Raw genomic sequence first — 18,464 nt, 5'->3', positions numbered from 1 at the left:
CTTTAGTTGCCCTCCTTATCAAGTCGCACCTGAATCGCCCGTGCATGGCCTTGCAAACCTTCGTGCTCGGCGAGCGCCACGATTTTGCGTCCGTTCGCCAGCAGCGCCTGCTTACTGTATGAGATAACGCTCGATTTCTTCAAGAAATCGTCCACATTAAGCGGAGACGAGAACCGGGCCGTTCCATTCGTAGGCAAAATGTGGTTCGGACCGGCAAAATAATCGCCGACCGGCTCCGAGCTGTACGGTCCGAGGAAAATGGCGCCGGCGTTCTCAATCAAGCCGATCGAATTCCACGGCTCCGCAATCATCAGCTCCAGATGCTCCGGCGCGAGCCGGTTGACCACATCGATCCCTTCGCTCAGGCTGCCGACTGTAAGAATAGCGCCGTAGTCGCGGATCGACTGCGCCGCAATAGCCTTGCGGGGCAGCGCTTCGAGCTGGCGGGCCACCTCGTCCTGCACCTCGCCGGCAAGCTTCTCCGACGTCGTAACGAGCACCGCCGAGGCCATCTCGTCATGCTCCGCCTGCGACAGCAGATCGGCGGCTACGTATGCCGGATCGGCCGTCTCGTCGGCCAGCACGACGATCTCGCTAGGGCCGGCGATACTGTCGATGTCGACGGCGCCGAAAACGCTGCGCTTCGCAAGCGCTACGTAGATGTTGCCGGGTCCGACGATTTTATCGACCGGCGCGATCGACTCCGTGCCGTACGCCAGCGCCGCAACCGCCTGCGCACCGCCGACGCGGTAAATTTCGCGAATGCCGACTTCCGCTGCGGCCACAAGAATGTAGGGATTGACGCCTTCTTCTCCAGCCGTTGCCGGAGGCGTCACCATGACGATTTCCGGAACTCCCGCCACCTGCGCCGGAATCGCGTTCATCAGCACGGAGGACGGATAAGCCGCTTTTCCGCCGGGTACGTAGATGCCGATCCGCTTGAGCGGCCGGATCACTTGCCCGAGTATGGTGCCGTCCGGCTGCATATCCATCCAGGAGTTCCGTTTCTGCCTCTCGTGAAACGAACGAATGTTCGCCGCCGCTTCGCGAATCGCTTCAAGAAAAGTATCGTCAACCTGAGCATACGCCGCCTTCAGCTCTTCCTCGCTTAGGCGCAGCTCGCCGACTTCGACGCCGTCAAACTCCTTCGCATATGCCCGCAGCGCCGCATCGCCCTCTTCGCGCACCCGCTTGATAATCCTTTGTACCGATTCGTTCTGCTGGGGGGAACCGTATTCCACTTCTCTCGTAATCGAAAACTGTTGAGCCGGCATTTTGCGCATCGGTCCGGCCTCCTTCCTGTAACTATAGATCGGCATACGCTCGAAGGGCTTGCGCCGCTCTCGTCGTCATTATGCCGTTGTTAATCCAAGACTCGACGAGAGAAACATTTACAACACAGGCTCGCCGATGACCGTCTGCAGCCTGTCGCAAAGCTGCTGGATCGCGTCGTTTTTCATCCGGTAGCTGACCCGGTTGGCGATCAAGCGGCTGGTGATCGGAAAAATTTGCTCCAGCTCGACCAGTCCGTTTTCCTGCAGCGTGCGGCCGGTCTCGACCATATCGACGATCCGGTCGGCCAGGCCGATCAGCGGCGCAAGCTCGATCGAGCCGTTCAGCTTAATGACGTCCACCTGCTGGCCGCGTTCGCGGAAATAACGCGAAGCGACATTCGGATATTTCGTCGCTACGCGGGGATTCATGACGGGCGTCCAGTCCGGAAGTCCGATGACCGACATCCGGCAGCGCGCGATGCCGAGATCGAGCAGCTCGTAAACGTCGCGGTCTTCCTCCATCAGCACGTCTTTGCCGACGATCCCGATGTCCGTGACGCCATATTCGACATAAGTCGCCACGTCGACCGGCTTCGCCATAATAAACTCCATGCCCACTTCGGGCGCCGAAATGATCAGCTTGCGGGAATCTTCCAGATCGTCCGGTATCGCATACCCGGCATCCTGCAGAAGCTTGATCGCCGACTTATTAATCCGGCCTTTCGGCATGGCAACCTTCAATAGTTGTTGCAAGGGGTGCACCTCCTAAAAACTTTCTGCAGAGAAAGTTACTTCGTCAACATGTTGAGCCGCGATTAGCTTAGGGCAAAACGACTTTGGTTTAGCCGGCTGTATCATCCTGTCCAAAGACCTAAGACTCTTCGCTTATAGTAGTACGCAAATCCGTTTGTGCCGACTTGTTCTAGCCCAAAGCCCGCTTTGTTAGCTTCGCTTGGCTACTGTGGCCTGCCGTGCTCCGGCCAAAAACCACTCCAAAACTGCGTTAAGCTACTTTGGCTTATCAATTTCTAGCCAAAGCCGCTTCGGAAGCTGAGCTTAGCTACTACGGCATTTCTGATCAAAAGCCGTATGCTAACCGAGCAGAATCTGCGCTTTGGCAAGTGTTTGGCTGTCTTTTGGGCCAATTACAACCGGCTTATGCGTTACAACTTGCCGATAATGAACATAAGTTCACTATTAGTGAAGCAAAGTTCACTATATTGCAGTGAAAACCCTTCATTTACGACAATAGTGAAGCAAACTTCGCTATTTGGCTCTAACGTTCACTAATAGTGAATTTTAGTTCACTATTGATCTGTTTGCTATCATCTGCTAACGAAATAGTGAATTTACCTTCACTAATAGTGAACTTTAATTCGCTATTTTCGAAAGTGGCACGTAAATTGGGTACTGGGTGTTTGGCACTTGGCACTGGCACTTGGCACTTGGCACTTGGCACTTAGCTCTTAGCTCTTAGCTCTTAGCTCTTAGCACTTAGCTCTTAGCTCTTAGCTCTTAGCTCTTAGCTCTTAGCTCTTAGCTCTTAGCTCTTAGCTCTTAGCTCTTAGCTCTTAGCTCTTAGCTCTTAGCTCTTAGCTCTTAGCTCTTAGCTCTTAGCTCTTAGCTCTTAGCTCTTAGCTCTTAGCTCTTAGCTCTTAGCTCTTAGCTCTTAGCTCTTAGCTCTTAGCTCTTAGCTCTTAGCTCTTAGCTCTTAGCTCTTAGCTCTTAGCTCTTAGCTCTTAGCTCTTAGCTCTTAGCTCTTAGCTCTTAGCTCTTAGCTCTTAGCTCTTAGCCCGCAGCTCCCGAGTTGGCGCTGTCCTCTGGCCTCCCCGCTCGGAGCCTCGCGTTTGCCGGCCATCGCCGATGCCGCCCGCAAAGCGAGCCCTGCCTCTAGAAAAACGAAATGATATCGCCGTACCTTTGCCCGTCGTACTCATACTCGCCTTCGGCGATCAGCGTCATCCGGTCGCCTTCGCTTTCGCTTGCGATACGCCGCGTTTCCACCTTCACGCCTTCGCGGCTGCGCATGTCCTTGGCGCATCGGAACGCTTCCTCGCGATGGTCGGCATCGTACAAGATCAGTACCTTGTACGGTTCCTCGACCTGCCCGCCGGCCACTTCCATGATCCGGTTCGTTTTGAGCGCGAAGCCGGTCGCCGGCGCCGGACGGCCGAATTGGGCCAGCAGGTTGTCATAGCGCCCGCCGCTGCATACCGGAAAGCCGTGATCGGCGGCATAGCCTTCGAACGTCATGCCCGTATAATAGGAAAAATTGCCGATCATCGTCAAATCGATCACAACATGCTCGCTAACTCCGTAAGCCTTCAGTACGTCCCAGATCTCGCACAAATGCGTCAGCGACTGCTGCGCCTGCGGATCTCTCGTTACCAAGCGCGCCTGCTCGCAGATCTCGTCTCCCCCGCGCAAGCGCAAAATGTTTTCCAGTTCCGCCCGCTTCGCATCCTCAAGTGCAAAATCGCGAATCAGCTTCCGGTACCCGACGTAATCGCGATTCAAGAGACGTTCCTTGAGCGCCGTCTGCTCTTCGGCACGACCTTCCAGCGTGTCGTTAAACAATCCGTTCAGAAACCCGACATGGCCGAGCGCGATTTTGAACCGCTGTACGCCTGCCGCCTGCAGCGAAGCAATCGCGAGCGCAATCACTTCCGCATCCGCTTCCGACGAAGCGTCACCTACCAGCTCTACGCCGGTTTGGTAAAACTCCGATTCCCGCCCGGCTTCCTCCTCGAACGTGCGGAACACATTCGCATGATAGGATAGCCGAACCGGCAGCGGCTCCGTCTTGAGCAGCGACGCCACCACGCGGGCGATCGGCGCAGTAATATCGGACCGCAGAACGAGTGTGCGTCCGTTCTGGTCCAGCAGCTTGAACAGTTTGTTGTCCGACGTCGAGCTGGCTGCGCCGACCGTATCGTAAAACTCAAGCGTAGGCGTCACGATCTGGCTGTAGCCCCAGCGCTCCATGCAGCCCAGCACCCGAAACTCGATGCTGCGAAGCTTGGCGACGGCTTCCGGCAAATAATCTTTCACACCGGTCGGTTTTTCAAACACTTTTGGCTTTGACATTGCAATCACCTCGGCACGTTTTCCATTTACAAACAGTATATCACAAGACGCTTTAGCGCGCTACCATGTGACCATGCTAATATGCTAACAAATTAAAGGAAATGAAATGTAATCGCTAGTTTACCACGGATGCTACGGAGCGTCAAACAAGCCCCTTACGGCTGCACATAGGCAAAACAAGAGAGAGGCACGGTATTCGCCTCTCTCTCATAAACTAATCGCTTTCGCGAATGACCCGCAGCGGATTCCCCGCCACGAAGCTCCCAGGCGCAACGTCCTTGTGCACGACCGAGCCGGCCCCGACAACGGCATTGTCGCCGATCGTGACACCGGGCAATATCGTCGTATTGGCGCCGACCATCACGTTCGAGCCGATCCGCACCTCGCCGAGCCGGTACTCGCTGATCAAATATTCGTGGGTAAGTATCGTCGTGTTGTAGCCGATGATCGAGTTCCGGCCGACAGTGATTTTTTCAGGGAAAAAGACGTCGACCATCACCATTAGCGCAAACGATGTATGTTCGCCGACCTTCATGCCGAGCACGTTCCGGTAAACCCAATTTTTGAAGCGCAAGGATGGCGAGTATCGCGTTAATTGGATAAACACGAAATTGCGCACTACCTTCCATTTGTTCACGGTCGTGTATACTTGCCAGAGCGCGTTAGGCCCTTTCGTCGGATAACGCTCGACATTTCTCACTGGTCATCCCTCTTCACGTCAACATGCTATCGCCCATCCGAAAAGCGTCCGGTATGCCGTCCCCCGCAGGAAAGCAGACTTACTGCATCCGATCCGATCTTCAGACCCCATCTGCCTTCACGCCGGCAATCGCTAGCAGCTCGCGCATATCGTGCAGCATATAATCAGGCTTGTACCCTTGCAGGAAAGCCTCGCCTTTCAACGTCCACGCCACGCCGGCCGCTTTCACGCCCGCATTCTGCGCCGCTAAAATATCATATTGGCTGTCTCCGACCATAAGCGTCGACGTCCGTTCCGCGCCGAGCTCTCCCATCGCCCGCAAAATCCCTTCCGGACTCGGCTTGGGCTCCGCAACATCCTCGACCGTAACGATCGTGTCCAAATACTCGTTCAATCCGAGCAGCTTCAGTCCCATTTCCGTCGTCAGCCGGATTTTGCTCGTCACCACACCCATCCGGATGCCCGAAGCATGCAAACCGGCCAGCACTTCTCGGACGTAAGGAAACTCTTCGACCAGCTCGTCATGTCTGCGGACATTATACTCCCGGTAGACGTTTACCAGATCGTCGACCTGCTCCCGCCCGCTAAAATACCGCATCTGCTCGACCAGCGGCCGGCCCATGTTCGGCACGATATGCTCCCGACCCACAGGCTGCGGCGTTTGCCCCTCCAACGCATGCAAAAAGCTTGCGATAATAAGCTCATTCGTGTTGACGATCGTCCCGTCCAAGTCAAACAATATGGTCTTTATCATTATGGCAACTCCCTTGGTGACTTCATTCCGCGTTACGTCCGTTCGGCCGTCCCGTCTTCCACGCCGGCGTTTCCGTCGTTGCGTCCAGGCTTGTCGTCCTTTCTGGACGGTCCCTCTTCGGACCCTGCGCCGACAGGCGCCTTGCTCGACACGATAGGGTCGGCATAGCGCACTTCCGCATAGCCTTTCACCCGTCTAATGACGATAAACGCGATCGCGCCGATTAAAATAAGCACGCTGAGCATCTGCGAAATCCGGACATTGCCGTACGACATATTGCCTTCTTCGAACAACAGCGTCATCGGCGACCAAAGACCGCGAACCAGAGAAGCCAGCCATTCCGGTCCCGCAAATGCGAGGCTGTCCGTCCGCAGCGCCTCGATAAAGAAGCGTCCGATCGCATACCAGATAAAATAGCTCATAAACTGCTCGCCCGCACGCAGGAACGGCCTCCGGCGCAGCACGAACAGAAGCAGAAGACCGGCTAAATTCCATATCGATTCATACAAGAAAGTCGGGTGGTAATATGCCCCGTCGATGTACATCTGATTCACGATAAAGTCCGGCAGATGCAGCGTCTGACGCAAAAACGATTCGGTCACTTCTCCGCCGTGCGCCTCTTGGTTCATAAAGTTGCCCCAGCGTCCGATCATTTGGCCTGCGATTAGGCCCGGCGCGCAAATATCGACAATCCGCCAGAAATTATAGCCTTTGGACCGAACGAAGAAGAAAGCGGCGACAATCGCGCCGATCAAAGCGCCGTAAATCGCGATCCCGCCCTGCCATATTTGGATAATCTCCGAGGGATGCTCACTGTAGTAATCCCATTTGAATGCCACATAGTAAATCCGCGCTCCAATAATAGCAGACGGAACGCCGATGAGCAGCAAGTCCATGAAAAAGTCGGAGGATATGCCGAACCGCTTGCCTTCCCGTATTGCCAAAAATAAACCGAAAAGCGCAGCCGATCCTAAAATGATCCCGTACCAGTGAACGGGAATCGGGCCTAGCCGAAAGGCGATCGGATTAATAATCAAAGCCATGGGTAACCTCCCCTTACGTCCTATTACGACTCGTTATCGTACACGTCTTCGTTGTTCAGCGTCTCCGTCAGACGGTTCGTGAACTGCAGCGCGGCGTTGTAGCCCATCCGTTTCAGCCGGTAGTTCATAGCCGCCACTTCAATAATAACCGCCAAGTTCCGTCCCGGACGTACAGGTATGGTGACAAGCGGCAGATCGGTATCGATTATGCGCGTCAACTCCTCATCGAGTCCCAGCCGATCGTACTGCTTATCTTGCTGCCACGTCTCCAGTTTCACGACAACGTTGATTTTCATGTTCGTCCGGATTGCGCCGGCGCCGAACAAAGTCATCACATTAATGATACCGACGCCACGAATTTCCAGGAGGTGCTTAATCAGCTCCGGCGCATTCCCGATCAGTATATTTTCAGCCGTTTGCCGAATTTCGACCGCATCGTCGGCGATAAGCCGATGTCCGCGTTTGACGAGTTCAAGCGCGGTTTCGCTTTTGCCGATTCCGCTCGTTCCCGAAATAAGCATTCCGATCCCGTATACATCGACAAGAACGCCGTGTATCGTCGTGGATGGCGCCAGCCGGCTTTCCAAAAAGTCGGTGATATTGCCGGACAGCGTTGTCGTAGGATGATTGCTGCGCAGAACGGCAAATCCTCGCTCCGACGCGATCTCGATCAGCTCTTCCGGTACCGTTAGTCCGCGCGTGACGCAAATGCACGGCGTTTCCTCCGAGCATAGCTGGCTCATCCGATCTTTGCGCTCCGCCTCGTCCAGCGTTTCGAAAAAGGCAAGCTCCGTACGGCCAAGAATTTGAACCCGCTCACGCGGATGATAGTTAAAATATCCGGCTAACTCCAGTCCCGGACGGTACAAATCGGAAACCGTAATAATCCGTTTTAATCCCGCCTCGCCGCATACGACCTCCATCGAAAATCGCTGCACAAGGTCGGACACCTTTATTTTTTTCGGCATCGTCCCAGACTCCTCTCAACTCTAAACATAAACGCCAGCCTGCAGTAACTTGTTGTCAGGAACCATTATGAAATCGAACCCGATTTTTCAAAGATAGTTCCATCGTAATTCAATTGGAAGATGAAAGCAACCGATCGTTAGTAAAATTGGCCCGCAAACCCGCTTAGTCCGATTGAGGATTTTAGCCGGGCGGACGTACAGCCAAACTTGATCCTTGCATGCCGTTATCGGCAGCCGGGAATCCGCCCCAGGTAAGCAACAAAAAAGACCAGCTCTGATGAGCTGGCCTCTTGGCACGCCGTTTCGATTAGTTCGAGAAGATCGAAAGCGACGAATCTTTGTCGAAGAAGTGCGCTTTGTTCATGTCGAGCGCAAGCTTAACGTTCGTACCTTCTTTGAAACCTGCACGGCCGTCTACGCGAGCAATGACGCTGTCTTTGCCCATGCCGTTCAGGTACAGGTACATTTCGTGACCAAGGTTCTCAGCAACTTCGATGAACGCATTCACGATCGTGTTCGGGGATCCTTCCAGGAAGATTGGCTCTTCGTGGATGTCTTCCGGACGAACGCCGAGTACGACTTCTTTGCCGATGTAGCCTTTGTCGCGAAGAACTTTTGCTTTGCCTTCCGGAAGCTCTACGCTAACGCCGTTTGCTTTGAATAGAACGGATCCGCCTTGTTCAGCAAGGTTGCCCGTGATGAAGTTCATCGAAGGCGATCCGATAAAGCCTGCAACGAACATATTAACCGGGTGGTTGTAGATTTCTTCAGGAGTAGCCGCTTGTTGAATTACGCCGCTTTCCATTACGACGATCCGCTCGCCCATCGTCATTGCTTCCGTTTGGTCATGCGTTACGTAGATAACGGTTGTACCCAAACGTTTGTGCAGCTTGCTGATTTCCGCACGCATCGCTACACGAAGCTTAGCGTCAAGGTTGGACAACGGTTCGTCCATCAGGAACACTTGAGGCTCACGGACGATCGCACGGCCGAGGGCGACACGTTGACGTTGTCCGCCGGACAATGCTTTCGGTTTACGGTCGAGCAAGTGCTCGATATCGAGAATTTTAGCCGCTTCGCGAACGCGCGCGTCGATGTCGGCTTTTTTGAACTTACGAAGTTTCAATCCGAACGCCATGTTTTGATAAACGTTCATATGCGGATACAAAGCGTACGATTGGAATACCATCGCGATATCGCGGTCTTTCGGAGCCACATCGTTTACAAGACGGTCGCCGATGTACAATTCACCTGCTGTAATTTCTTCGAGACCGGCAATCATCCGCAGCGTTGTCGATTTACCGCAACCGGATCCTCCGACGAGAACGACAAATTCCTTGTCCTTAATGTCGAGATGGAAGTCTTTAACCGTTGCTTCATCGTTGCCCGGATATTTCTTCACAATATGGTGTAAGCGTACGCCTGCCATGTCTATTCCTCCCACATATCGTTTATCAAAAAGTATACCCTTATCTTAACTGACCGACGCCCAAATGGCTATGCACAATCTGTACAAAAAATTTACTTCCTTTTCGTCACTTTATACAAAAGCATCGCTACCTTGACTAAAACCGCATCCGTAAAGTTTCGAACGTCAAGACCGGTCTCCTGTTTGAACTTATCGAGCCGGTATAACAGCGTATTACGGTGAATATACAGCTTTTTGGCCGTCTCGCTGACGTTGCAATCGAGCGCAAAAAACTGCTCCAGCGTCGATTGCGTCTCGGAATCGAGCATATGGTCCACATGCTTCAGCACCCGTTCCACAAACCGCTGCTTCTCGGTCTCCGGCACCGCGATCAGCAGCTTCTCCAAGTGCAGCTTCCACGGCAAATGGATGCTGCTGCCCAGCTCGTAGGTTCTTCCGAGCGCCATCGTTTCGCGCATTTGGAGAATCGTCCCCATCAGAGACTTGGCTGGTATGATCGGAAAATGGACGGACAAATGACATTCGCCGACCCACTCGCTGGAAAGCATTTCATATAACCCCGAGCAGATCGATGCAAGCGATTCTTCGAGGCTTTCGCCCCCGTCATCCCTGTCCTCGCTGCTTTCCGCAAGCAGCTGCTCGGAGCCGAGAATCAGCCACTCTTTATCCATAAGCGGGATAAGTACGATTTCGGCGTCGAAGAACGAATCGAGCAGTTTTTTTAAATCCTGATACTGCGCGTTCCGGTTATCCGAGTAATCGCCGTAAAGAAGCAGCGGAATTTTCGTGGAGTACATCGACAATTGGGCGGCCAGCGAATCTGGCATCTCCCCGTACGGATCGGCAAGCTCAAGCTGGCGATAAAACCAGTCCTTGACGAGATTCGCTCTCCGCTCATCCTCGCCGGCAGCGGTCATTCTCGGCTTTTCGTGCAGGCGGCAAGTCTCGATCATCAGTTCCACGAGCTGCCTTTCCGCAGAAGTCAGCAGCACCTCCTCGACGGTAAGCACGCTTACCTCCCTTCCCGCGGCTTCCAGCATGAACGACAGCTGCCCGCGATCGGTAACGCTTGCCCCCGGTTTGTTCCCGGCCGTTTGTTCTTGCGCTAAGCGGCTCCACTCTTGCTGCGGCATTTTGCCAACCTGTACCGGCGCTTGTAAAATGGCCCCCAGTTGACCTCTAATCCGTTCCCATTCCATAAGCGATACCTCCAAGGTTTGCCAAAACGGCGTGACCGGCTCCATTTCGAGCATCCCTATACATCAGCATATTCGACTGCCTGTACGTATTATGATACCCCCTCTGCATTACGAAAGAAACCCCTAAGCCGTTTCAATAACGGCCCAAGGGTTTCCGGGTTGCCCGCAGCTAGGCGGGACTAGTCGATAATGCGGCGCGCCGTCACGTAATGATTGGCCCACCAGTTGTTTTGAATGCTCGAATAGGTTACGCCCTTGTTCTGGTACGTATGAATCATCATTCCGTCACCGGCATAAATGCCTACATGGCCGATCCGCCCTTTCGGCTGTTTATCCGCAAAAAAGACAAGATCGCCTGCCTTCAGTTCGCTCTTATTTACGCGAGTACCAAGCTTCGCTTGATCCCTCGAAACGCGCGGCAGGGCGATGCCGTTCTGGTGATACACCGTCTTCGTAAAGGAGGAACAGTCGAAGGTCCCGGTTTGCCCGTAAGCCGCTCCGAAAACGTATGGCGTTCCTATGTATTTGCTGGCATCGAGAATAAGTTGGATTCGTAGACGGTCCTGTTCGGATAAAATACGCCTTCCTCCGAGAAACTGCGACTTTAGCTCTCCGCTCACGCTTCGGACGGTACGTTCCTGCCGGTTGTCGGCATCGCATACGTATTGACCGTTGCCGATATAGATGCCTCTTCCTTCTACTTGCGCGCCAATGCCGAAATACACGATATCTCCGGCCTCAAGCTCCTCTATCGTCTGCACGGCGAGTTTGTTTATCGCTTCCGGACTATCCGGCCGCTTCGGCAATTCATATTGAAGCGTCTCATAAGCGTCCAAAATGTAGCTTTCCGCATGCGCTCCCTGCCTTTGGTTTAACGAAGCATTCGCTGCTTTGCCTACTCCCGCCGTTGACGCATGCTGCGGTTCTGCAGCCGCACGAGCCGTTTGGTCATGCCCAAACAACCCTGACGCGAGCGCCAGTGCAGCGGTTGCGCAAACCGCATGGCTTTTTCTCCATTTCTTCATAGAAACGCTTGATTCCCTCCATAATCGTTTAGATGGTATGTCGCTTGGTTTTCTCGTCCAAACCATGACTAGATTCCCCCGTTCTCTCCAAGATCATGCAAATAAATATGAAAATTATGGTTGCCCGCAGCAGCGTACGGTTCCGGCGGATGGTTTCCGGCAAGAAAGGGGATAATGGGTGCAGGAAAGTCTACCCTTCCCAATAGAAAGGCAGGATATCCATGAATTGGAATGGCTGGACCATAGAGCGGTTCCTCGTTTTGTTCGTTGCGGCCGCCTATCTCATGATAGGCGTTCAGGTCACCATGTCGCATTACCGGCAAAACTTCCACCATAAAGCGATGTGGGCCCCGGTCGTCGCTTCCCCTATTTTCACGATAGCCGGACTTCTGCTCGCCTTATCCAAAAGCGAATGGCTGCTCACCTTATTCGCTCTGCTTATGTGGATAGCGATCGGAGCCGGAGCCGTCGGGTTTTATTATCATTTCCACGGTGTCGGAGTGCGCGTAGGGGGCTGGGCGCCGCGGAATTTTCTCATCGGCCCGCCTGTCATACTGCCGCTGCTGTTCTCCGCTATCGGCGCGCTTGGGCTTGCGGCCGTCTACTGGGGGTGATGAGGATGGCCCAATCGACGCACTACATGGATTACGACGTCATGAAGGAGAAACCGAACTGGGATTCGCATACGCAAACGATCGTTTCAAGCCGTCTCCTGCGGGAAAGCGAACATCCGTTTCTTACTCTGGAAGAAGCCGAGCTGCTTCGCTCGATCTGTACGCTGCTTGTCGACGATACGCGTGGCGACATCATACAGAATGTGATCGATCATATTGACGACACCTTGTTTCGCTCCATTGGCGAAGGCCAGCGCAAAGCCGGCGTACCGGACGAGAGATCGCTTGTCCGTCTTGGCTTGAAGTCGATCGAAGATTACACGCTAGCAACCTACGCGAATCACTTTTATGCCCTGGAGGAAAACGTCCAACTGCAGTACATGGCGGACTGGAGCGAAGGCGGGACGGAAACGGGTACGTTTTGGAGCGTGCCGCCGAAGGCGCTTTTTCTTAAACTGCTGTCGTTGACGGTCGAGGCCTATTATTCGCATCCACAAATATGGTCGGAAATCGGCTATGGCGGTCCGGCCTACCCGAGGGGGTACGTTCGAACCGCAATCGGACAAACCGATCCTTGGGAAGCGGTCAGAATGAAATGAATGCACATACGTCCATTTTGAACGAAAGGCGGGAGTCCGTTTGTTAAACCGCAAATACGCGAACGAGGAAGTCGACGCCGTTATCGTAGGAGCCGGTGCAGCCGGCGGGGTAATCGCTAAGGAACTGAGCGAAGCCGGTATGCGTGTCGTCGTACTGGATGCCGGTCCGATGCGCGATCCGCAAAAAGAGTTCGCCAGCGCCGAGCTTTCGATGAAAAGCCTCTCTTGGCAGGATACGCGGATCGTCGACGGTACTGACCCGCTTACTCTCGGTCACAACAATTCCGGCCGCGGCATCGGCGGTGGAACCGTTCATTTTACAGGCGTATTTCTTCGTTTTCACGAATCCGATTTCGCCGTTCGTACCTATGACGGGGTTGCCGAAGACTGGCCGATCCGTTACCGCGACTTGGAGCCCTATTACGATAAAATTGAAAAAGAGCTGGCCATATCCGGCCCCCGGCATTTCCCCTGGGGTCCATTCCGCGGTCCTTATCCTTACCCCGAACGGGATCCGCTCAGCCCGAATGCTTACATGTTCCAGAACGGATGCAGCAAGCTGCAGATTGAGACCGCCGTAACGCCGCTCGCGATCTTATCCGCCCCCTTCGAGGATCGGCCGCCATGCATCAACAGAGGTTTTTGCAATCAAGGCTGCATGCCGAACGCAAAATTCAGCACCTTGATCGTTCATATCCCAAAGGCTATCCGGGCCGGAGCGGAAGTGCTGCCTGACTGCACGGTTACGCAAATATTGACGGGCAAAGACGGTCTTGCCAAAGGGGTAACCTTCGTGCACGACGGAACGACCTATGAACAGCGCGCCAAAATCGTCATTTTATCGGCTTTCGTCATCGAGAATCCTCGTCTCCTGCTTCACTCCGCCAACGCTCAGTTTCCGGACGGGCTCGCCAACGGCAGCGGATGGGTAGGCAAAGCCATCATGCCCCATAGCAGCAATGACGTGTACGCCAAGTTCGAAGAAGAAATTCGTATTTATAAAGGAACACCCGTGCTTGCCAGTACCCAGCAGTTTTATGAAACGGACAACGCCAGAGGGTTTGTTCGCGGCTACACGCTTCATGCGCACGGAGCCCGACCTGTCGGGTTTGCACAGGGCATATCCCTTATGACAGGTACGCCGGTATGGGGGAAACGGCTTCGGGAAACCGCACTCGACTACAACTTTTACGGAAGGGTCACTATGGTAGGCGAGGTGCTGCCCCAAGCCGCAAACCGTGTCGCATTGGCGGAAGACAAAGATGCCAATGGCTTGCCTCGCGCCAAGGTAACCTTCAGTTATGGGGATAACGACCGTAAGCTGATAACGCATGCCGTGGAGATGATGAGTTCCATTCTGCGTGCTGCAGAAGGTAAAGTGGAATACGTCACCGAAGATACCGGCCATCTGATGGGAGGATGCCGGATGGGCTCCGATCCTCAAGAATCCGTCGTGAACGCATACTGCCAGTCGCATGACATTCCGAATCTGTATATATGCGACGCCAGCGTTTTCGTCACTTCAGGCGGAGCCAATCCGACGAATACCGTTATGGCGCTGGCAGCCCGAACGGCCGACTTCATCAAAAGCAAAGCCAAACGAATGGAGCTGACCACAGCCGCCAAATAACGACAAAAAGCCCTCCTTGGATTTCAAGGAGGGCTCTTTTACATTACACTTGTAACACCGCTTCGCTAGATATAATAAAAAAAGAGCCCTCAAGGGCTCGGTTATGTCTAAAAACTGGTGAGGCATGTAGGACTCGAACCTACGACACCCTGATTAAAAGTCAGGTGCTCTACCAACTGAGCTAATGCCTCATGGAAATGGTGGAGGATGATGGATTCGAACCACCGAACTCGAAGAGAGCAGATTTACAGTCTGCCGTGTTTAGCCACTTCACTAATCCTCCAAGATAACTTACCTTAGTTTCTCTAAGAACCTAGTCCTTATGAGGAAAATCAAAAGGTAAATGGTGGCTCGGGACGGAATCGAACCGCCGACACGAGGATTTTCAGTCCTCTGCTCTACCGACTGAGCTACCGAGCCGTAAATACATTAACAAGCAAAAAAAAGAAAATGGCGGAGCTGACGGGATTCGAACCCGCGGTCTCCTGCGTGACAGGCAGGCATGTTAGGCCTCTACACCACAGCTCCATATGAGGTTGTTACTGGTGCCGTCGAGAGGACTTGAACCCCCAACCTACTGATTACAAGTCAGTTGCTCTACCAGTTGAGCTACAACGGCATATTGTATATCAAGTAAAGATGGTGGGCGCTGACGGGATCGAACCGCCGACCCTCTGCTTGTAAGGCAGATGCTCTCCCAGCTGAGCTAAGCGCCCGTGTTAACGAGAATAAATCCGGATGTTGAAAAGAAAAATGGTAGCGGCAGAGGGGATCGAACCCCCGACCTTACGGGTATGAACCGTACGCTCTAGCCAGCTGAGCTACGCCGCCACATTCAGTAAAGATGGCGGAGAGAGAGGGATTCGAACCCTCGCACCACTTACGCAGTCTAACCCCTTAGCAGAGGGTCCCCTTGAGCCTCTTGGGTATCTCTCCAAGCTCATTGTTAACGTGTTTATCAACAGGGTTGTCCGCATCGCCAAATGCGGTCTTGCTACGCTCTACCGTGCACTAGTCACATTCAAGCATAGGTTTACTCCCTGAAAACTAGATGCGAAGTTCTGCATTCATCCTTGTTCCTTTCGTAGTCCTTACACCTGTCGATGTAAAGATGTTGGATAAGCCCTCGACCGATTAGTATTCGTCAGCTGCATGCATTGCTGCACTTCCACCTCGAACCTATCTACCTCGTCGTCTTCAAGGGGTCTTACATACTGGGAAATCTCATCTTGAGGGGGGCTTCACGCTTAGATGCTTTCAGCGCTTATCCCGTCCGTACTTGGCTACCCAGCGATGCTCCTGGCGGAACAACTGGTACACCAGCGGTACGTCCATCCCGGTCCTCTCGTACTAAGGACAGCTCCTCTCAAATTTCCTGCGCCCGCGACAGATAGGGACCGAACTGTCTCACGACGTTCTGAACCCAGCTCGCGTACCGCTTTAATGGGCGAACAGCCCAACCCTTGGGACCTACTTCAGCCCCAGGATGCGATGAGCCGACATCGAGGTGCCAAACCTCCCCGTCGATGTGGACTCTTGGGGGAGATAAGCCTGTTATCCCCAGGGTAGCTTTTATCCGTTGAGCGATGGCCCTTCCATTCGGTACCACCGGATCACTAAGCCCGACTTTCGTCCCTGCTCGACTTGTCTGTCTCGCAGTCAAGCTCCCTTATGCCTTTGCACTCTTCGAATGATTTCCAACCATTCTGAGGGAACCTTGGGGCGCCTCCGTTACGCTTTAGGAGGCGACCGCCCCAGTCAAACTGCCCGCCTGACACGGTCCCTCTCCCGGATCACGGGAGTAGGTTAGAACCTAGATACGATCAGGGTGGTATCCCAACGTCGCCTCCACACAAGCTGGCGCTCATGCTTCAAAGGCTCCCACCTATCCTGTACAGATCGTACCCAAGTCCAATATCAAGCTGCAGTAAAGCTCCATGGGGTCTTTCCGTCTTGTCGCGGGTAACCTGCATCTTCACAGGTATTAAAATTTCACCGGATCTCTCGTTGAGACAGCGCCCAAGTCGTTACGCCATTCGTGCGGGTCAGAATTTACCTGACAAGGAATTTCGCTACCTTAGGACCGTTATAGTTACGGCCGCCGTTTACTGGGGCTTCGGTTCACAGCTTCGGGTTACCCCTAACCGCTCCCCTTAACCTTCCAGCACCGGGCAGGCGTCAGCCCGTATACTTCGCCTTGCGGCTTCGCACAGACCTGTGTTTTTGCTAAACAGTCGCTTGGGCCTTTTCACTGCGGCCCCCTCGGGCTATTCACCCTACCGAGGCACCCCTTCTCCCGAAGTTACGGGGTCATTTTGCCGAGTTCCTTAACGAGAGTTCTTCCGCGCGCCTTAGCATGCTCTGCTCGCCTACCTGTGTCGGTTTGCGGTACGGGCACCTTCGCCTCACTAGAGGCTTTTCTTGGCAGCATGAGTACAAGACCTTCGGTACTTTCGAAATTTCCCTCCCCATCACAGCCCAGCCTTCACGATGTGCGGATTTGCCTACACATCAGCCTCACTGCTTGGACAGACACTTCCATCCGTCTGCGTCCTTGCCCTTCTGCGTCACCCCGTCGTTCAAACGGCTACGGTGGTACAGGAATATCAACCTGTTGTCCTTCGACTACGCCTTTCGGCCTCGCCTTAGGTCCCGACTTACCCTGAGCGGACGAGCCTTCCTCAGGAACCCTTAGGCTTTCGGCGGACAAGATTCTCACTTGTCTTTTCGTTACTCATACCGGCATTCTCACTTGTGTACTGTCCAGCCGTCCTTACGATCGACCTTCAACCTATACACAACGCTCCCCTACCCAACAACATTGCTGCTGTAGCCATAGCTTCGGTGGCGTGTTTAGCCCCGTTACATTTTCGGCGCAGAGTCACTCGACCAGTGAGCTATTACGCACTCTTTAAATGGTGGCTGCTTCTAAGCCAACATCCTGGTTGTCTTTGCAACTCCACATCCTTTCCCACTTAACACACACTTGGGGACCTTAGCTGATGGTCTGGGCTGTTTCCCTCTTGACAATGGATCTTAGCACTCACTGTCTGACTCCCGGACAGAAGTATGTGGCATTCAGAGTTTGACTGGACTTGGTAACCCTTGGCGGGCCCCGCACCCAATCAGTGCTTTACCTCCACTACTCTCATTCCGAGGCTAGCCCTAAAGCTATTTCGGGGAGAACCAGCTATCTCCGAGTTCGATTGGAATTTCTCCGCTACCCCCACCTCATCCCCGAATTTTTCAACATTCGTGGGTTCGGGCCTCCAGTGCGTGTTACCGCACCTTCACCCTGGACAGGGGTAGATCACACGGTTTCGGGTCTACGACCACGTACTCATTCGCCCTATTCAGACTCGCTTTCGCTGCGGCTCCGCCTCTTCAGCTTAACCTTGCACGTGAACGTAACTCGCCGGTTCATTCTACAAAAGGCACGCCATCACCCATTAACGGGCTCTGACTTCTTGTAAGCACACGGTTTCAGGTTCTATTTCACTCCGCTCCCGCGGTTCTTTTCACCTTTCCCTCACGGTACTGCTTCGCTATCGGTCGCTAGGGAGTATTTAGCCTTGGCAGATGGTCCTGCCGGATTCATACGGGGTTTCACGTGCCCCGCACTACTCGGGATCCGTCTAGGGATACGTTCGTTTTGAGCTACAGGGCTGTTACCTGCTATGGCGAGCCTTTCCAGACCGCTTCACCTAACGAACTTTTCCCACATTGACGTCCCACAACCCCAAGGAGCAAGCTCCTTGGTTTGGGCTAATCCGCGTTCGCTCGCCGCTACTGACGGAATCACTATTGTTTTCTTTTCCTCCAGGTACTTAGATGTTTCAGTTCCCTGGGTATGCCTCCGATACAGCTATGTATTCACTGTATGGTACACGCGCATTACCACGTGCGGGTTCCCCCATTCGGACATCCCCGGATCGACGCCTGCTTACGGCTCCCCGAGGCATTTCGTTGTTCGCCACGTCCTTCATCGGCTCCTAGCGCCTAGGCATCCTCCGTGTGCTCTTAGTAGCTTAACCAATGATCTCTCTCGAGATCGCTACAAAAAAACTAAGGATGTTTTGCATTGCTTCGCTATCTAGTTTTCAAGGAACAAACGTCACCGCCTCAAAAGCGGCGAGATCTAA

General features: G+C 53.7%; 13 protein-coding genes, 8 tRNA genes and 1 rRNA gene. 3 read left to right on the top strand and 19 right to left on the bottom strand.

The window, feature by feature from the left end:
* Positions 1 to 2: 2 nt before the first annotated feature.
* The 10 genes from hisD to ACKGJP_RS01445 form a co-directional block, all read right to left on the bottom strand.
* Positions 3 to 1,283 (bottom strand): histidinol dehydrogenase, encoded by a 1,281-nt coding sequence (hisD, locus tag ACKGJP_RS01490; RefSeq protein WP_409343934.1) that lies wholly within the window; start codon positions 1,281 to 1,283, stop codon positions 3 to 5.
* 108 nt (positions 1,284 to 1,391) lie between these two features.
* The gene (gene hisG / locus ACKGJP_RS01485) at positions 1,392 to 2,027 is read right to left on the bottom strand and encodes an ATP phosphoribosyltransferase (RefSeq protein ID WP_409343933.1); all 636 of its coding nucleotides are present in this window, start codon (positions 2,025 to 2,027) and stop codon (positions 1,392 to 1,394) included.
* A 1,137-nt stretch (positions 2,028 to 3,164) separates the two neighbouring features.
* On the bottom strand, positions 3,165 to 4,361 hold the full coding sequence (locus ACKGJP_RS01480) for an ATP phosphoribosyltransferase regulatory subunit (RefSeq protein WP_409343932.1): 1,197 nt from the start codon (positions 4,359 to 4,361) through the stop codon (positions 3,165 to 3,167).
* 214 nt (positions 4,362 to 4,575) lie between these two features.
* A complete protein-coding gene (locus tag ACKGJP_RS01475) occupies positions 4,576 to 5,061 on the bottom strand; it encodes an acyltransferase (RefSeq protein ID WP_409343931.1) in 486 nt (161 codons plus the stop codon).
* A gap of 100 nt (positions 5,062 to 5,161) precedes the next feature.
* Positions 5,162 to 5,815 (bottom strand): pyrophosphatase PpaX, encoded by a 654-nt coding sequence (gene ppaX / locus ACKGJP_RS01470; RefSeq protein WP_409343930.1) that lies wholly within the window; start codon positions 5,813 to 5,815, stop codon positions 5,162 to 5,164.
* Between the two features lie 32 nt (positions 5,816 to 5,847).
* Positions 5,848 to 6,858, bottom strand: coding sequence for a prolipoprotein diacylglyceryl transferase (lgt, locus tag ACKGJP_RS01465; protein WP_409343929.1), 1,011 nt, complete (start codon positions 6,856 to 6,858; stop codon positions 5,848 to 5,850).
* Positions 6,859 to 6,881: 23 nt separating this feature from the next.
* A complete protein-coding gene (gene hprK / locus ACKGJP_RS01460) occupies positions 6,882 to 7,826 on the bottom strand; it encodes an HPr(Ser) kinase/phosphatase (protein WP_409343928.1) in 945 nt (314 codons plus the stop codon).
* Between the two features lie 307 nt (positions 7,827 to 8,133).
* Positions 8,134 to 9,255, bottom strand: coding sequence for an ABC transporter ATP-binding protein (locus ACKGJP_RS01455; protein WP_409343927.1), 1,122 nt, complete (start codon positions 9,253 to 9,255; stop codon positions 8,134 to 8,136).
* 92 nt (positions 9,256 to 9,347) lie between these two features.
* The gene (locus tag ACKGJP_RS01450; protein WP_409343926.1) at positions 9,348 to 10,454 is read right to left on the bottom strand and encodes a PucR family transcriptional regulator; all 1,107 of its coding nucleotides are present in this window, start codon (positions 10,452 to 10,454) and stop codon (positions 9,348 to 9,350) included.
* Between the two features lie 179 nt (positions 10,455 to 10,633).
* The gene (locus ACKGJP_RS01445; protein ID WP_409343925.1) at positions 10,634 to 11,479 is read right to left on the bottom strand and encodes an NlpC/P60 family protein; all 846 of its coding nucleotides are present in this window, start codon (positions 11,477 to 11,479) and stop codon (positions 10,634 to 10,636) included.
* Positions 11,480 to 11,700: 221 nt separating this feature from the next.
* Between ACKGJP_RS01445 and ACKGJP_RS01440 the strand changes: the two genes are divergently transcribed.
* The 3 genes from ACKGJP_RS01440 to ACKGJP_RS01430 are packed head-to-tail and all read left to right on the top strand — an operon-like array spanning position 11,701 to position 14,322.
* Entirely contained in the window at positions 11,701 to 12,093 is a 393-nt protein-coding gene (locus ACKGJP_RS01440; RefSeq protein WP_409343924.1) for a hypothetical protein, read from the top strand.
* Positions 12,094 to 12,098: 5 nt separating this feature from the next.
* Complete coding sequence (locus ACKGJP_RS01435; RefSeq protein ID WP_409343923.1) at positions 12,099 to 12,692, top strand: gluconate 2-dehydrogenase subunit 3 family protein; 594 nt, start codon at positions 12,099 to 12,101, stop codon at positions 12,690 to 12,692.
* 40 nt (positions 12,693 to 12,732) lie between these two features.
* A complete protein-coding gene (locus ACKGJP_RS01430) occupies positions 12,733 to 14,322 on the top strand; it encodes a GMC family oxidoreductase (RefSeq protein ID WP_409343922.1) in 1,590 nt (529 codons plus the stop codon).
* Between the two features lie 115 nt (positions 14,323 to 14,437).
* On the opposite strand, the gene ACKGJP_RS01425 is transcribed toward ACKGJP_RS01430, so the two are convergent.
* The 9 genes from ACKGJP_RS01425 to ACKGJP_RS01385 all read right to left on the bottom strand — a co-directional run bounded on the left by ACKGJP_RS01425 (position 14,438) and on the right by ACKGJP_RS01385 (position 18,356).
* A tRNA-Lys gene (locus ACKGJP_RS01425) sits at positions 14,438 to 14,513 on the bottom strand.
* Positions 14,514 to 14,520: 7 nt separating this feature from the next.
* A tRNA-Tyr gene (locus tag ACKGJP_RS01420) sits at positions 14,521 to 14,605 on the bottom strand.
* Positions 14,606 to 14,666: 61 nt separating this feature from the next.
* A tRNA-Phe gene (locus ACKGJP_RS01415) sits at positions 14,667 to 14,742 on the bottom strand.
* A gap of 31 nt (positions 14,743 to 14,773) precedes the next feature.
* Positions 14,774 to 14,850, bottom strand: a tRNA-Asp gene (locus ACKGJP_RS01410).
* A gap of 15 nt (positions 14,851 to 14,865) precedes the next feature.
* Positions 14,866 to 14,941: transfer RNA gene (locus ACKGJP_RS01405), tRNA-Thr, on the bottom strand.
* Between the two features lie 21 nt (positions 14,942 to 14,962).
* Positions 14,963 to 15,038 (bottom strand) — tRNA-Val (locus tag ACKGJP_RS01400).
* Between the two features lie 38 nt (positions 15,039 to 15,076).
* Positions 15,077 to 15,153, bottom strand: a tRNA-Met gene (locus ACKGJP_RS01395).
* A 14-nt stretch (positions 15,154 to 15,167) separates the two neighbouring features.
* Positions 15,168 to 15,258, bottom strand: a tRNA-Ser gene (locus ACKGJP_RS01390).
* A 178-nt stretch (positions 15,259 to 15,436) separates the two neighbouring features.
* A 23S ribosomal RNA gene (locus ACKGJP_RS01385) occupies positions 15,437 to 18,356 on the bottom strand.
* Positions 18,357 to 18,464 lie beyond the last annotated feature (108 nt).

The sequence above is a fragment of the Paenibacillus litoralis genome (assembly GCF_046244365.1).
GTDB lineage: Bacteria > Bacillota > Bacilli > Paenibacillales > NBRC-103111 > Paenibacillus_V.
This window is presented reverse-complemented; position numbering and strand designations above follow the sequence as displayed.

Excerpts from the sequence above, each read along its gene's own strand:
- hisD (WP_409343934.1), bottom strand. The coding sequence starts at position 1,283 with ATGCGCAAAATGCCGGCTCAACAGTTTTCGATTACGAGAGAAGTGGAA.
- ACKGJP_RS01480 (WP_409343932.1), bottom strand. The coding sequence starts at position 4,361 with ATGTCAAAGCCAAAAGTGTTTGAAAAACCGACCGGTGTGAAAGATTAT.
- ppaX (WP_409343930.1), bottom strand. The coding sequence starts at position 5,815 with ATGATAAAGACCATATTGTTTGACTTGGACGGGACGATCGTCAACACG.
- lgt (WP_409343929.1), bottom strand. The coding sequence starts at position 6,858 with ATGGCTTTGATTATTAATCCGATCGCCTTTCGGCTAGGCCCGATTCCC.
- hprK (WP_409343928.1), bottom strand. The coding sequence starts at position 7,826 with ATGCCGAAAAAAATAAAGGTGTCCGACCTTGTGCAGCGATTTTCGATG.
- ACKGJP_RS01455 (WP_409343927.1), bottom strand. The coding sequence starts at position 9,255 with ATGGCAGGCGTACGCTTACACCATATTGTGAAGAAATATCCGGGCAAC.
- ACKGJP_RS01450 (WP_409343926.1), bottom strand. The coding sequence starts at position 10,454 with ATGGAATGGGAACGGATTAGAGGTCAACTGGGGGCCATTTTACAAGCG.
- ACKGJP_RS01445 (WP_409343925.1), bottom strand. The coding sequence starts at position 11,479 with ATGAAGAAATGGAGAAAAAGCCATGCGGTTTGCGCAACCGCTGCACTG.
- ACKGJP_RS01440 (WP_409343924.1), top strand. The coding sequence starts at position 11,701 with ATGAATTGGAATGGCTGGACCATAGAGCGGTTCCTCGTTTTGTTCGTT.
- ACKGJP_RS01435 (WP_409343923.1), top strand. The coding sequence starts at position 12,099 with ATGGCCCAATCGACGCACTACATGGATTACGACGTCATGAAGGAGAAA.